Origin of the sequence: Polaribacter sp. P097, from assembly GCF_036864555.1 — a bacterium.
GTDB lineage: Bacteria > Bacteroidota > Bacteroidia > Flavobacteriales > Flavobacteriaceae > Polaribacter.
Window position 1 is genome coordinate 466,679 of the sequence record NZ_JAZETJ010000001.1, and the last position, 15,514, is coordinate 482,192.

General features: G+C 30.9%; 14 protein-coding genes. 11 read left to right on the forward strand and 3 right to left on the reverse strand.

Annotation, left to right across the window (positions count from 1 at the left end):
• Nucleotides 1-9: 9 nt before the first annotated feature.
• The 4 genes from V7R38_RS02320 (at nucleotide 10) to porT (ending at nucleotide 3,837) form a co-directional block, all read left to right on the forward strand.
• On the forward strand, nucleotides 10-1,392 hold the full coding sequence (locus tag V7R38_RS02320) for an OmpP1/FadL family transporter (RefSeq protein WP_334055882.1): 1,383 nt from the start codon (nucleotides 10-12) through the stop codon (nucleotides 1,390-1,392).
• Between the two features lie 102 nt (nucleotides 1,393-1,494).
• A complete protein-coding gene (locus tag V7R38_RS02325; protein WP_334055883.1) occupies nucleotides 1,495-2,400 on the forward strand; it encodes a NifU family protein in 906 nt (301 codons plus the stop codon).
• Between the two features lie 4 nt (nucleotides 2,401-2,404).
• Complete coding sequence (gene ubiE / locus V7R38_RS02330) at nucleotides 2,405-3,136, forward strand: bifunctional demethylmenaquinone methyltransferase/2-methoxy-6-polyprenyl-1,4-benzoquinol methylase UbiE (protein WP_334055884.1); 732 nt, start codon at nucleotides 2,405-2,407, stop codon at nucleotides 3,134-3,136.
• A 2-nt stretch (nucleotides 3,137-3,138) separates the two neighbouring features.
• Nucleotides 3,139-3,837 carry a type IX secretion/gliding motility protein PorT/SprT gene (gene porT / locus V7R38_RS02335; protein ID WP_015481952.1) on the forward strand — a complete coding sequence of 233 codons (699 nt, stop codon included), beginning with the start codon at nucleotides 3,139-3,141 and terminating at the stop codon, nucleotides 3,835-3,837.
• A 1-nt stretch (nucleotide 3,838) separates the two neighbouring features.
• Here porT and V7R38_RS02340 read toward each other — a convergent pair whose 3' ends face one another.
• On the reverse strand, nucleotides 3,839-4,567 hold the full coding sequence (locus V7R38_RS02340; protein WP_334055885.1) for a TrmH family RNA methyltransferase: 729 nt from the start codon (nucleotides 4,565-4,567) through the stop codon (nucleotides 3,839-3,841).
• A 69-nt stretch (nucleotides 4,568-4,636) separates the two neighbouring features.
• On the opposite strand from V7R38_RS02340, the gene tamL reads away from it, so the two are divergent.
• The 6 genes from tamL (at nucleotide 4,637) to folK (ending at nucleotide 13,325) form a co-directional block, all read left to right on the forward strand.
• Nucleotides 4,637-7,108, forward strand: coding sequence for a translocation and assembly module lipoprotein TamL (tamL, locus tag V7R38_RS02345; protein ID WP_334055886.1), 2,472 nt, complete (start codon nucleotides 4,637-4,639; stop codon nucleotides 7,106-7,108).
• Nucleotides 7,109-7,200: 92 nt separating this feature from the next.
• Nucleotides 7,201-8,268: a class II fructose-bisphosphate aldolase gene (gene fbaA, locus V7R38_RS02350; RefSeq protein ID WP_334055887.1), complete on the forward strand. Its 1,068-nt coding sequence runs from the start codon at nucleotides 7,201-7,203 to the stop codon at nucleotides 8,266-8,268.
• 186 nt (nucleotides 8,269-8,454) lie between these two features.
• Nucleotides 8,455-9,312 (forward strand): acetyl-CoA carboxylase, carboxyltransferase subunit beta, encoded by an 858-nt coding sequence (gene accD, locus V7R38_RS02355; RefSeq protein ID WP_015481948.1) that lies wholly within the window; start codon nucleotides 8,455-8,457, stop codon nucleotides 9,310-9,312.
• A 106-nt stretch (nucleotides 9,313-9,418) separates the two neighbouring features.
• The gene (rpsO, locus tag V7R38_RS02360) at nucleotides 9,419-9,688 is read left to right on the forward strand and encodes a 30S ribosomal protein S15 (RefSeq protein ID WP_015481947.1); all 270 of its coding nucleotides are present in this window, start codon (nucleotides 9,419-9,421) and stop codon (nucleotides 9,686-9,688) included.
• A 192-nt stretch (nucleotides 9,689-9,880) separates the two neighbouring features.
• Entirely contained in the window at nucleotides 9,881-12,121 is a 2,241-nt protein-coding gene (locus V7R38_RS02365; protein ID WP_334055888.1) for a polyribonucleotide nucleotidyltransferase, read from the forward strand.
• Between the two features lie 79 nt (nucleotides 12,122-12,200).
• On the forward strand, nucleotides 12,201-13,325 hold the full coding sequence (gene folK, locus V7R38_RS02370) for a 2-amino-4-hydroxy-6-hydroxymethyldihydropteridine diphosphokinase (RefSeq protein ID WP_334055889.1): 1,125 nt from the start codon (nucleotides 12,201-12,203) through the stop codon (nucleotides 13,323-13,325).
• 3 nt (nucleotides 13,326-13,328) lie between these two features.
• Here the strand turns inward: folK and gldC are convergent, their stop codons facing one another.
• Nucleotides 13,329-13,664 (reverse strand): gliding motility protein GldC, encoded by a 336-nt coding sequence (gene gldC, locus V7R38_RS02375; RefSeq protein ID WP_015481944.1) that lies wholly within the window; start codon nucleotides 13,662-13,664, stop codon nucleotides 13,329-13,331.
• Complete coding sequence (gene gldB / locus V7R38_RS02380; protein WP_334055890.1) at nucleotides 13,664-14,623, reverse strand: gliding motility lipoprotein GldB; 960 nt, start codon at nucleotides 14,621-14,623, stop codon at nucleotides 13,664-13,666. The genes gldC and gldB overlap by 1 nt, the downstream gene beginning before the upstream one ends.
• 59 nt (nucleotides 14,624-14,682) lie before the next feature.
• Between gldB and nadE the strand changes: the two genes are divergently transcribed.
• Nucleotides 14,683-15,471: an NAD(+) synthase gene (gene nadE / locus V7R38_RS02385; protein ID WP_334055891.1), complete on the forward strand. Its 789-nt coding sequence runs from the start codon at nucleotides 14,683-14,685 to the stop codon at nucleotides 15,469-15,471.
• Nucleotides 15,472-15,514 lie beyond the last annotated feature (43 nt).

Genomic DNA, 15,514 nt, shown 5'->3' on the forward strand with positions numbered 1-15,514 from the left:
GCATACATTATGAAGAAATTATTAATACTAGCGATTTTAAGCGCGTTTACAACTGTGTCTTTTTCTCAATCTTTAGGATACCAAGATTTAGGTCTTTTATTCTCTAAAGATGACAATATAGGTACAGCACGTTTTACAGCTATGAGTGGAGCATTTGGTGCTCTTGGTGGAGACATTTCATCAATAAATATCAATCCTGCAGGTTTATCTGTATTTAATAACAGTAGTTTTACTGGTACTTTTAATTCTAGAAACTCACAAATTACATCTGACTATTATGGAAATTCATTAATGAATGACAATCAATTTATTAATCTTTCACAAGCAGGTGCTGTTTTGGTATTTAGAGAGTTTAGCAATTCTGGCTGGGATAAATTCGCGGTTGGTTTTAACTACAGACTTACAAAAGATTTTTCAGATGATTTTAATGCGAGAGGTAATAGTGGTGTAGCAACTTTTACTGAATTTCCTTTAGATAATAATAATCCTCCAATTAACTATAACATTGCAGATGAACAAGCTTTTAACAACACCTATGGAGGTGATTTAAGTGAATTTAACATTGGTTTCTCTGCAGTACATCAAAACAAATTACATGTTGGTTTGGGTCTAAATTTTTATGATTTAAATTTCAGTCAACGATCTACATTATCAGAATTTAATAGCGATTCTAATGGTAACGAGTTAGATGCCTTTTTGTACCAAGAAAATTTTACTTCTGGACAAGGTTTTTCTGCTAACTTAGGTTTTATCTACAAAGCAAATCAATATTTTAGATTTGGTTTATCTTACCAAACACCTACCTGGTTTTCAGAAGTTCTTGAAGAAAGTAATATTTTAGATAACGATGGCTATCTTGGAGATACTGAAATTTTTGTAAGTAATGACAGCGCAATTTATGACAATACAGCTGGCGGATTTTTTCCATCTCAAGCATTGGTGTACAGATTAAGAACACCAAGTAAATTAACAGCTAGTGGTGCATTAATTTTTGGTAAAAATGGTCTTTTAAGTTTCGACTACACCAACAAAAACTTTAAAAATATTACATTGTCTGGTGCAGACTTTTCACAAGAAAACCAGTCTTTTCAAGATGATTATCAAAATACACACAATTTTAACGTAGGTGCAGAATGGAGGTTAGATAGATTAAGTTTAAGAGGTGGTTATCGTTTTGAGCAGAGTCCAGATATCAATGCCCTAGAATCAGACGATTTAAAGGGTTATTCATTAGGAGCTGGTTATAATTTTGGTAACTTTAAAGTAGACTTATCATACAGTGATAGTAATAGAACTGCAGCGTATAACTTTTACTCAGGCTTTAACGTGGATCCTGCCAACTTAACTTTAGATAATAAAGTTTTTACAGCTTCAGTATCACTTAGTTTGTAAGAAAAATTATCCCTAAATAGGCCTTGTATTTTTAAATAAATACAAGGTCTTTTTTATTTAAATTGAGTTTTTTACCTTAATTTTGCAACTTACGACAAGCACATGCAAGAGACAAAAATTACCATTCAAGAAACTACCAACGAAACCATATTAAAATTTAATAGTACAAAGGTTTTAATTAATGGTGGTAGTTATGAATTTTCAAATATAGATGAAGCTAAAAACTCACCTTTAGCACAACAACTATTCTATTTACCATTTGTAAAAAAGGTATTTATTACTGCAAATTTTATTGCCATACAACGTTTTGATATTGTAGAATGGGCAGATGTACAAGATGAGGTTGCAGAACAAATAGAAGCATATATTTCTGATGGAAATATTGTTGTGAACGAAGAAACAACATCATCAAAAAAAGAAGCTATAGAAGTTTATGCAGAGGTTACACCAAATCCTGCAGTAATGAAGTTTGGTACTAATAAAGCTTTAACTCAAACTGATGTTGAATATAAAAATATTGAGGAAGCTAGTAAATCATCTCCTTTAGCACAAGCAATTTTTAATTTTCCATTTGTAAAAGAAGTTTTTATTTCAGACAATTATATATCTGTTACTAAATATGATATGGTTGAGTGGAATGAAGTTTTTGCAGAAGTAAGAAGTTTTATTCGTGAATATTTAGTAGATGGCAAAACCATTATTAAAGATTTGCCAACTGTAGAAACTAGCAAAACTCCAGAAGTGGTTGCACCAGTAGTTAAGTTAGAAGGTATACCTGCTCAAATTTCTGATATTTTAGATGAATATATAAAACCTGCTGTAGCTGGTGATGGAGGAAATATTGCTTTTCGTTCTTATGATGAGCAAAACAAGGTAGTAAGCGTAATTTTACAAGGAGCTTGTAGTGGATGTCCATCTTCTACAGCCACTTTAAAAAACGGTATAGAATCTCTTTTAAAAGAGATGTTACCAAATCAAATTAACGAAGTTGTAGCAATTAACGGATAACCAAATGTCAGCAGAAAAAATCAATCCATATAAAGATTCAAAACTAGGCAAGAAAGAACAAGTTGCCCAAATGTTTGATAATATTTCTGAAAATTACGATGGTTTAAACAGAGTAATATCTTTAGGTATTGATATTAAATGGCGTAAAAAAGTTGTAGAAATTGTTGGCCAGAACAACCCAAAGCAAATTTTAGATATTGCAACTGGTACAGGAGATTTAGCATTAATGATGTCAGATTTAAATCCTGATAGAATTGTAGGTTTAGATATTTCTGCGGGAATGTTAGAAGTAGGTAAACAAAAAATTGCAAAAGCAAATTTATCTGATAAAATAGAAATGATTGTTGGTGATTCTGAAGCAATGCCTTTTGATGATGCTACTTTTGATGCTATTACAGTTTCTTTTGGGGTGCGTAATTTTGCCAACCTAAATAAAGGTTTAAAAGAAATAGCTAGGGTTTTAAAACCAACAGGAGTATTGGTTATTTTAGAAACTTCAAATCCAGTAAAATTTCCTTTTAAACAAGGATATAAATTATACACCAATTTATTTTTACCAACCGTAGGTAAATTATTCTCTAAAGATAAAAGTGCTTATTCTTATTTGTCTGAATCAGCCAATTCTTTTCCTTTTGGAGAAGCGTTCAACAATATTTTGCAAAAAAATGGGTTTACTCATACAAAAGCAGATCCTGTTACTTTTGGGGTAGCAACAATTTATACTGCAAGAAAATAAGTATGGCCAAAAAAGTATTTCTTCTAACTATTTGTTTATTTATATCAGCATCAATATTTGCGCAAAGAGATCGTGTTGAAAATTTACCAACGTTCGATAAAAGAAAATTACATTATGGTTTTTATTTAGGAGTAAACCAAAACGATTTTAAACTAAACTTAAGAAATAGTAATATTAGTAATGCCAATATTACAGTAGAGCCATCTTTAGGTTTTAATGTTGGGTTAATTGCAGATTTACGTTTACACAAAAACCTGAACTTACGCTTTGAACCAGGCTTGGTTACAAATTCAAAAAACATCTATTTTAATCATATTGATACTGCTCAAGACAGCGTTAGAGAAATTGGCTCTACATACTTACATGTGCCTGTTATCTTAAAATTTAGCACAGATAGATACAAAAATATAAGGCCTTATGTTCTAGCTGGAGTTTCTTACGATTATAATTTTTCTAGTAACGCAGAAAATCAAGATGATAATTCAGCTGGACAGTTTAGAATGCAATCACATAATTTTATGTACGAAGTTGGTATGGGTATAGATATTTATTTGAACTTCTTCAAGTTTTCACCTTCCATTCGTGGCGTTTTTGCATTTAACAACGAAATTAAATACGATGACAACCCAAACAGTCAGTGGACAGCTCCTGTAAACTTTATGGGAACTCGTGGTATTTTTCTAAACTTTGCTTTCGAGTAAACTACCTTCTTTTAAATTCGCTTAACAAAATAGCTGTTGCAGTTGCAACATTTAAACTCTCTGTTTCTTGGGTATCTCCAAATCTAGGAATGGATATTTTATTTTGTACAATTGCTCTAACTGCATCAGATATTCCATTTGCTTCATTACCCATAACTAAAATTGCTTCCTCAGGTAATTGAGAACTATAAACATTTGAACCTTGCATATCAGCAATATAAATAGGAGTTTTAGTTGAATTCAAATATTCTTCTAAATCTATATATTTAATAGAAACACGAGTTAAAGAACCCATACTAGCCTGCACAACTTTTTGATTGTAACAATCTACAGTGTTCTTAGAACAAACCAATTGTTGTACTCCAAACCAATCACACAGACGAATTATAGTACCCAAATTTCCAGGATCATTTATTTCATCTAATGCTAAAATAAACCCTTTATGTTGTAACTGTTGTTCATCAGGAATTTTAAAAAGCCCCACTACTTTGTTAGGTGATTTTAGTTTGCTTATCTTTTTCAACTCTGCTTCAGAAATTCGAGTTACTACATCCTCATAACCTTTCACATTATAATCATCTAAAGCAAACAATTGCATCACTTTTAACGAAGATTGCAAAAGCTCTTCTACTACTTTTACGCCTTCTGCAATAAATAAACCATGTTTTTCTCTATACTTTTTTTGAGACAAACTAGTTATAACTTTAAGTTGATTTTTGGAGATGCTCATTAATTGGATGTAAATAAAAATAAACCATAAGAAAATACTATTTTTGATTTTCTTTGGATTGCTAAAATAATGAAAAAACTTACGTTTTATTTTTTATTAATTCTCTTTTTAATTTCATGTAATTCTACAGAACATGTTATTGATGGGCAATACCTACTTACAAAAAATTTAATTATAATTGACAGTACAAAAACAAATGGTACTGAGTTACAGAGATACATACTTCAAAAACCAAATCCTCGTTTTTTAGGAATGCCTTTTGGATTGTATGTACACAATTTAGGAAACCATGCAAAACCAAAAACACCATCTAATTGGGCCTTAGAGCATCCTACCTCTTACAAATTTGTAAAAAGTGTTTTTTCTGAAAAACAAAGTATAGCTTATGCCAATTCTTTTATTAATTTAAATCAATGGTTTTTAAATTTTGATGAACCTAAGCTATTAAACGAAAAAAAAGTAAAACAAACCACAGAAAATTTAGCGGCATTTTACAAAACGCAAGGTTACTTTAAATCTACTGTTAGCAGTAAAATTGATACGATTAACAAAAAGGCAGAAGTAACTTATGAAATTAAAAAAGGTAGACCTACCCTTTTTGACACCATAAACATTAAAATAAAATCGCCAATCTTAGATTCTATTTATCAAAAATCTGGTAGAGTTAGTTTACTAAAAAAAGGAGATCAGTACATAGATCAAACCTTTAGAAACGAAGCTAGTGAAGTCGTAAAATTATTTAGAAATAACGGAATTTATAATTTTACTGAATCTGCTCTTGGGTTTTATGTAGACTCTACTAGAACAGATTACAAAACAAACGTAGACTTCTTAATATCTGCAAACAGACTTATAGAAGATAATGGTAGATACTTAGAAAAACCTTACAGAGTTCATAACATTAAAGAAATAAATGTTATTACAGATTACTCTTTTGATAATAACTCAGAGACGTTTTCAGATTCTACAAACTATAAGGGCATTAACTTTTTTGCTTATGATAAGATCTTATATAACCCAAAATATTTATCAGAAAATATCTTTTTAAAAAAGGGAGAAATTTATAAAGACACCTTAAATAATTTAACAAGAATAAACTTAAAATCACTTAAAAATTTTAAATCAACAAATATTAAATTCTCTTCAACTCCAGGTTCTGAAGATGAATTAATAATGGATGTTTTTTTATCGCCTTTAGAAAAATACACATTAGGTTTTGAAACTGAATTAACCCATTCTAATATTAGAAATATTGGAGTATCAGGTAAATTTTCACTTACCAATAGAAATACATTTAAAGGTGCAGAATTGGCTAAAATGTCTTTTTTAGGCTCGTGGTTTAATTCACAAAATGGTCCTGGTTGGGAAATTGGTTCAGACTTATCTCTAGAAATTCCAAGGTTTATTGCTCCTTTCGGTCTAAGCAAATTCGTACCAAAAGAAATGTCTCCAAGAACCTTATTTTCTTTAGGTTCTAGTTTTCAAAAAAACATTGGTTTAGATAGGCAAACCTTTACTTTTTTAACCGATTATAAATGGCAATATACACCAACTAAAACTATTCAATTAGAGATTTTAAACACGCAATATATTAAGAATTTAAATGTAGGCAGTTTCTTTAATATCTATAATTCTGAGTACGAAACTTTAAATGATATTGCTAAAATTTACAACAACAATAACGCAGATTTACAGTTACCTGATGGTGCTGTTTCTTTTATGAATACTGTTGTTAATGACGCTAATTTCCAAGCGTCAAATCCAGATGAATACAATACAAGTTTAAATATTTTAAACAGATATAATATTATTACTTCCGATTTTTTAATCCCGATTTTAGCCTATTCATTTACCTATAACAACCAGACCAGTTTTAAAGATAATAACTTTTCTTTTTTTAGAGCGAGAGTTGCAAACTCGGGTAATTTCTTAGGTTTATTATCAAATAAAAGAAACGCTAATAACAAAAAGACGTTTTTAAATATTCCTTTAGCTCAATACTTCAAAACAGATATTGAGTACAAAAAGTTTTGGGATATGGGTAACAATTCTGTTTTTGCGTTTAGAACTTTTGTAGGAGCAATTTTTACTTACGATAATTCTAACATTCCGTTTGTGAAAGCCTATTTTGCTGGAGGATCAAATGATATTAGAGCTTGGCAGACATATGAATTAGGACCTGGAGCAAGAGATAATGGTTTAGAATTTAATATAGGTAGTTTCAAATTTTTAACAAGTTTAGAATACAGATTTGATGTAGTTGGTAGATTAAAAGGAGCACTATTTGTAGATGCAGGAAACATTTGGGATATCTCTGGCTCTAGTTTTGTAAATGACAATGAAAAACTAAACAGTTTCTCCTCTTTACAAAATATTGCTATAGGTTCTGGAGTTGGAGCAAGATTAGATTTTAATTTTTTAATCTTAAGGTTTGATGTTGGTTTCAAAACCTACGAACCGTATTTGAACGAAAATAAATGGTTTAAAAACTACAATTTTAGCAATGCAGTATACAATATAGGTATCAATTATCCTTTTTAAAAGGAAACGTTTTCGTTATTTTATCAGGAGCTATTTAAAATTAACATGTTAATTTTTAGTATTTTTGGAATCTATCAATTAAAATAAAAAAAATGAGTCACAACATAAAACCTGGTGTTGCAACAGGTAAAGAAGTTCAAGAAATATTTAACTACGCTAAAGAAAAAGGCTTTGCATTACCAGCAGTAAATGTTGTTGGTTCTAATACTATTAATGCTGTTTTAGAAACTGCAAAAGAATTAAATGCTCCTGTAATTATTCAGTTTTCAAATGGTGGTTCTCAGTTTAATGCAGGTAAAGGTTTATCTAACGAAAATCAAAAATCTGCAATTGCTGGTGGTATAGCTGGTGCAAAACATGTAAATGAATTAGCAGAAGCGTATGGAGTGCCTGTAATTTTACACACAGATCACTGTGCAAAAAAATTATTACCATGGATTGATGGTTTATTAGATGCATCAGAAAAACACTTCGAAGAAACTGGAAAACCTTTATACAGTTCTCATATGATTGATTTATCTGAAGAACCAATTGAAGAAAACATAGAGATTTGTAAAGAATACTTAGCTAGAATGAGCAAAATGGGTATGACTTTAGAAATAGAATTAGGTATTACAGGTGGTGAAGAAGATGGTGTAGATAATTCAGATGTAGATGCTTCTAAATTATACACACAACCAGAAGAAGTAGCTTATGCTTACGAAGAGTTAATGAAAGTTTCTCCACAGTTTACAATTGCAGCAGCTTTTGGTAATGTGCATGGAGTTTACAAACCAGGTAATGTAAAATTAACACCGAAAATTTTAAAGAATTCTCAAGAATTCATCACCAAAAAATATGGTGTGGAAGAAAATCATATCGACTTTGTTTTTCATGGTGGTTCTGGTTCTACTTTAGAGGAAATTAGAGAGGCTATAGGTTATGGAGTTATAAAAATGAACATCGATACAGATTTACAATTTGCATTTACAGAAGGAATTAGAGATTACATGCAAGGTAAAGCAGATTATTTAGCTACTCAAATTGGTAATCCTGATGGTGCAGACCAACCTAACAAAAAATATTACGATCCAAGAAAATGGTTACGTTTAGGAGAAGAAACGTTTAAAGCGCGTTTAAAACAAGCATTTGCAGATTTAAATAATGTAGATACTTTATAAACAGAAGTAATTATAATAATACAAGCATTTTGATGTAAAAATCAAAATGCTTTTTTTATGCAAAACACTCAAAAATAAACAATTAAAGAAATATTGATAGTTCACAAAAACACTTATATTTGTACACTTGCTTTAGGATGAAAAAGAAATATTAAATTGTAAAAAAGTAAATTAAAAGTAAACTATATGGCTTGGTTTAAAAGAACTGATAAAGGAATACAAACACCAACAGAAGAAAAAAAAGATACTCCTAAAGGTCTTTGGTATAAGACACCTAGTGGTAAAATTATAGATACAGAAGAATTAAAGAAAAATCTTTATGTGAGTCCAGAAGATGGTTATCACGTAAGAATTGGTAGTAAAGAATACTTCGAATTATTTTTTGACGATAATAAGTTTGAAGAATTAAACGAATCACTAACATCAAAAGATCCTCTAAAATTTGAGGACACAAAAAAATATCCAGACAGATTAAAAGCGGCTCAAGAAAAAACAAAGCTAAAAGATGCTGTAAGAACTGCAGTTGGTAAATCTTTAGGTAAAGATTTGGTAATTGCTGCTATGGATTTTGCTTTTATTGGAGGTTCTATGGGATCTGTTGTTGGAGAAAAAATTGCAAGAGCTATTAACTACTCTATAGAAAATAAGATTCCGTTTTTAATGGTCTCAAAATCTGGAGGAGCTAGAATGATGGAAGCTTCGCTTTCTTTAATGCAATTGGTAAAAACCTCTGCAAAATTAGCACAATTGGCAGAAGCTAAAATACCTTACATTTCTTTATGTACAGACCCAACAACAGGTGGTACAACTGCATCTTATGCAATGTTAGGTGATATCAATATAGCAGAACCAAATGCTTTAATTGCATTTGCAGGACCAAGAGTAGTAAAAGATACTACAGGTAAAGAATTACCAGAAGGTTTTCAAAAATCAGAATTTGTTTTAGAACATGGATTTTTAGATGCTATTTACGAGCGTAAAGAATTAAAAAAACAAGTAAACTTATATATAGATTTAATTCAGAATATACCTGTAAGAGCCTAAATAAAAAGGTTTAAGTTCAATTAGTTATTCTAAAAAATAAGACTATATTTGCACCTTCAATGAATACATCATTGATATACATAAAAATCATTTAAATAATATTGGCATGTACTTAACTAAAGAAGTAAAAGAAAGCATCTTCGAAAAACACGGTAAAGGAAAAAACGATACTGGTTCTTCAGAAGGTCAAATTGCGTTATTCACGCACAGAATTAACCACTTAACTGAGCACTTAAAAAACAATCGTAAAGATTTTAATACAGAGCGTTCTTTAGTAATGATGGTTGGTAAGCGTAGAAGTTTATTAGATTATCTAAAGAAAAAAGATATTGCAAGATATCGTGCAATTATTAAAGAATTAGGAATTAGAAAATAATTTCTTACAAAAAAGAGGCTCTATAAACGTGCCTCTTTTTTATTTAAAGTACTTAATTTCTGTTGATGAAAACAGACACTTTATAAAAAAATCAAAAGAAGTAACAACCCTTTTGTATTTCCATTGGAGAAAACACACAACAACTACAACACAACAACAAAAAATTAGTAATTAAAAATTTAGAATTCATTTATGATTCCAAAAGTATTTAGAGAGGTCATAGACCTTGGAGATGGAAGAACCATCTCATTAGAAACTGGTAAGCTTGCAAAACAAGCCCATGGTTCAGTTGTTGTTCAGTCAGGTAAATGTATGTTATTATGTACAGTAGTTTCTAACTACGAACAGAAAGATGTAGATTTCTTACCATTAACTGTAGATTATAGAGAAAAATTTGCTGCTGCAGGACGTTATCCTGGAGGTTTCTTTAAGAGAGAAGCAAGACCAAGTGATGGTGAAGTATTAACAATGCGTTTAGTAGACCGTGTTTTACGTCCATTATTCCCAAAAGATTATCATTCAGAAACTCAGGTTATGATTCAGATGATGTCTCATGATGATGATGTTATGCCAGATGCAATGGCTGGTTTAGCTGCTTCTGCTGCTATTCAGTTATCAGATTTACCATTCGAATGCCCAATTTCTGAAGTAAGAGTTGGTAGAGTAAATGGTGAATTTATCATCAATCCAACAAGAGCACAATTAGCAGAAGCTGATATTGATATGATGATTGGTGCCTCTGCAGATTCTGTAATGATGGTAGAAGGTGAAATGGATGAGTGTTCTGAAGAAGAAATGGCTGAAGCAATTAAGTTTGCTCATGAAGCTATTAAAGTACAGTGTGCTGCACAAGTAGCCTTAGCTGAAGCTTTTGGTAAAAAAGAAACTCGTGAATACACACCAGAAACTAATGATGAAGATTTAGAGAAAAAGATTCATGATTTAGTATATGATAAAACATACGAAATTGCGAAAGCAGGTTCTGCTAAACACGAAAGAAGTGCAGCTTTTAGTGAAATTAAAGAAGAGGTTAAAAGTTCATTTTCTGAAGAAGAGCAAGCTGAATATGGAAATTTAATTTCTAAATATGTTGCGAAAGCTCAAAAAAATGCAATTCGCGATTTAACTTTAAAAGAAGGTTTACGTTTAGATGGACGTAAAACTACAGATATTAGACCAATTTGGTGTGAGGTAGATTACTTACCATCAACTCATGGTTCATCAATCTTTACACGTGGAGAAACTCAAGCTTTAGCAACAGTTACTTTAGGTACAAGTAGAGAAGCTAACCAAATAGATATGCCATCTTATGAAGGTGAAGAAACTTTCTATTTACACTATAACTTCCCTCCTTTTTCAACTGGTGAAGCACGTCCAATAAGAGGAACGTCTAGAAGAGAAGTTGGTCATGGAAATTTAGCACAAAGAGCATTAAAAGGAATGATTCCTGCTGATTGCCCATATACAGTAAGAGTAGTATCAGAAGTATTAGAATCTAATGGTTCTTCTTCTATGGCAACTGTTTGTTCTGGAACTATGGCATTGATGGATGCTGGTGTACAATTAAAGAAACCTGTTTCTGGTATTGCAATGGGGTTAATTTCTGATGGTACAAATCATGCTGTTTTATCTGATATTTTAGGTGATGAAGATCACTTAGGAGATATGGACTTTAAAGTTACAGGTACTGCAGATGGTATCACAGCTTGTCAAATGGATATTAAAATCAAAGGATTAAGTTATGAGATTTTAGTAAAAGCATTAAAACAAGCAAGAGATGGACGTTTACATATCTTAGGGAAGTTAACAGATACCATTGAAACTCCTAACAACGATGTAAAAGCACATGCTCCTAAAATGATTACTAGACGTATTCCAAACGATTTAATTGGTGCGTTTATTGGTCCAGGAGGTAAACACATTCAAGAGTTACAAAAAGAAACTGAAACTACAATTGTAATTACAGAAGACCCAGTAACAGAAGAAGGTATTATTGAAATTTTAGGTACAAAACCAGCAGGAATGGATGCTGTAATTGCTAAGATTGAATCAATGTTATTCAAACCAGAAAAAGGTTCTGTATACGAAGTTAAAGTAATTAAAATGTTAGATTTTGGTGCAGTTGTAGAATATACAGAAGCTCCAGGAAACGAGGTTCTATTACACGTTAGTGAATTAGCTTGGGAACGCACAGACAATGTTACTGACGTTGTTAATTTAGGTGATGTTTTAGATGTTAAATACTTTGGTATAGACCCAAGAACACGTAAGGAAAAGGTATCTAGAAAAGCACTTTTACCAAAACCAGAAGGTTATAAAGAAAGAGCACCAAGAGATAACAATCGTGGAAGAGACAACAACAGAGGAAGAGATAATCGTGGACGTGACAACAGACGTGATGATCGTAAACCTAGAGAAAGAAAAGAAGATTAAATTCTTTTTAAATAGATCGTAAAAATCGCCAATATTAATTGGCGATTTTTTTATGCTTTTTTGTTTCTTTGTGATTCTTATGAAAATTCAAAGAATTACCTATTTATCCTTAGGTACAAACCAAGGAAACAGATTACATCACCTACAAAAAGCAATAGAACTTATTGCTGATAAAGCAGGAGCTGTTCTAAGTATTTCTTCTATCTACAATACTACATCTTGGGGTTTTGATAGTAATGATTTTTATAACATTTGCCTTAAAATTAGCACTTACCATCCACCAGAAAAATTAATGCAAATTCTGCTAGATATAGAAAATTCATTGGGTAGAGAGCGTAATAATTCTGATGGCTATGCAGATAGAAATATAGATATTGATATTTTATTGTTTGATGATGAAATCATCTTTTCTAAAACCTTAATTGTACCTCATTCTAAGATGCTAGAACGTAAATTTGTTCTGGTACCATTAGCCGAAATTGCAGGTTCTGTTATACATCCTATAGCCAAACAAAAAATAGGAGTTTGTTTACAAAATTGTAATGATTCTTCTGAGATCTCAGTAGTAAACGAAAATTTGATTAGACCAATACCTATTTCTGAGAAGTATAATTACATTGCAATTGAAGGTAACATTGGTGCAGGTAAAACATCACTTTCTAAAATGATGTCTGATGAGTTTAATGCAAAAATTGTTTTAGAACGCTTTGCAGACAACCCTTTTCTACCAAAATTTTATGAAGATAAAGAGCGTTTTGCATTTCCTTTAGAAATGAGTTTTTTGGCAGATAGATATCAACAATTATCAGATGATTTGGCCCAACTAGATCTGTTTAAAAACTTTGTGGTTTCAGATTACTACATCTTTAAATCTTTAATATTTGCTCAAATCACTTTGCAAAAAGATGAGTACTTGTTGTATCGAAAAATGTTCGATTTAATGTATAAAGAAATTACAAAACCTGATTTGTATGTATACCTATATCAGAACACCACTCGTCTTTTAGAAAATATCAAAAAAAGAGGTAGAGAGTATGAGCAAAATATAGAAGCTTCTTACCTACAAAAAATACACGATGGTTATAAGAGCTTTATAAGCACCCAACAAAATTTGAACACCTTAGTTATTGATGTTTCCGAACTTGATTTTGTAAATAATCCTGAAGATTACATTAACATCATCAACCAAATAAAAAAAGGATAAACCTTACTTTTTAAGCTCTAGCTTTTCTGCAAAATAATCGCAAAAATCACGCATTGTTGCACTCATTTTTTGATCGTCTGTAGCTCTTTCAAAAGTATCTGCCATAGACACTAAGGTTTGATGATAAAATTGTTTCATTTCATCAACAGGCATGTCTTTGGTCCACAAATCCATACGTAAAGTATCTTTTTTCTTATGATCCCAAACAGAAATCATTACTGCTTTTGATGAATCATCTTGAATGCCACCATCTTCTGCAGTCCATGAAATTTCTTCAGGAACTTTATTTTCGTCTAAACCTATATTAAATTTTACCTCAGAATTATGTAGAACAGCCATTATTTTTTGGGTTTGTATTTTGATTTATTAAAGATTTCTTCTGAATCTTTTTTCAATAATTCTTGCAAAGATACATCATTATGTTGCATATAAGAAGTAACAATTTGCCAACCTAACCAAACTCCAATTCTGCCTGGTGTAGCCTTATCTTCTGCAGTATAGAATTTTGAAAAAGGTGCATTATCTATAAACCTCTGACTCAATTTTGAATTCGTATCAAACAATAAGTTTTTTTCTATAAAATACATCCAAATTTGTTCTTCGTGCATTTTTGCCCAATTCAATTTCTCTAATGAATAACCCATTTTAATCGCTTCTGAAACATAAGGCAAATAGCTGTTTAATAAATATGCTTTCTTACCCTCATAAACTATTTTATCTACAAAGCGTCTTTGCATTGATGTTGGCATTTGGCTATCAATAATAGCATTTGCTACATCTACTACAATATGGTTTTCGGTATTGGTTTCTTTAATATAGTTAGGAAAATCGCTATAAAATCGATGAGTTTTACCCAAATAAGCGTCTAATGAAATTAGCAATAAACTATCTGCATAAATCACTCGATTATCATAGTCGATATTACTAAGCATGGTAATCACTTTAGGTGATTCAAAAGAAGGATAATAATATTTTACGTGTTTAAATAACGAAGTTAGATCTTTATTTAAATTAGTTACATTCTCATAAACCTTCTTCGTTTCATTATACAATTCTCTTTCTTGTGCATCATTAATTTTAGAAAGCGCTATACTATCTGTAAGTGAATAAGGAAATAAATATGGATATTTTTGTTTCACATCACTCAGAGATTCTTTGTTCGCATTATAAAAATCTTCTTCAAATCGTTCTATTAAAAAATCGACATTTATGTTAGAAACATCTATTTGCGACTTATTTTTATCAGAACAAGAAAAAAATAACATCAAAACCATGAATAGCGCAAAGTAAAATCTCATAATCTTTGTATCTTAGTGATTGAAATAAAGAACGATAAAAATACTAAAATAGTTTATCAATGAATACCGAAAAAGTAGCAGAATATATTATAAATTGGTTAAAAGATTATGCAACTAATGCTGGTGTAAAAGGTTTTGTTGTTGGTGTATCTGGAGGTATAGACTCTGCATTAACTTCTACTTTATGTGCAAAAACAGGCTTACCAACCTTATGTGTAGAAATGCCAATTCATCAAGCAGCTAGTCAAGTTTCTAGAGCAGAAGAACATATTGCACAATTAAAAGAACGTTTTGATAATGTAAATGAAGTTCGCGTTGATTTAACCTCTACTTTTGAAGATTTTAAAAGTGCTGTACCTACAATAGATGATCAAGCAAAAGTAGATTTATCTTTAGCTAATACAAGAGCAAGACTTAGAATGACAACTTTGTATTACTTAGCAGGTATTAACAGTTCTTTAGTTGCAGGTACAGGAAATAAAGTTGAAGATTTTGGTGTAGGTTTCTATACAAAATATGGTGATGGTGGTGTAGATTTAAGTCCGATTGCAGATTTAATGAAATCTGAAGTTTATGCATTAGCAGCACATTTAGGTGTGCCAAATTCTATACAAATTGCACAACCCACAGATGGTTTATTTGGGGATAGCAGAACTGATGAAGAACAAATAGGTGCTTCTTACGATGAATTAGAATGGGCAATGAATATGCAAGATGAAGGAAAAAGTGAAAATGACTTTTCTGGAAGAGAACTAGAAGTCTATAAAATCTATACAAGACTAAATAGAATTAATCAGCATAAAATGCAACCAATACCTGTTTGCGAAATTCCTGAAGATTTAAAATAAAAGCATAAAAAACGGGCTAGTAAATTTTACTAGCCCGTTTTTT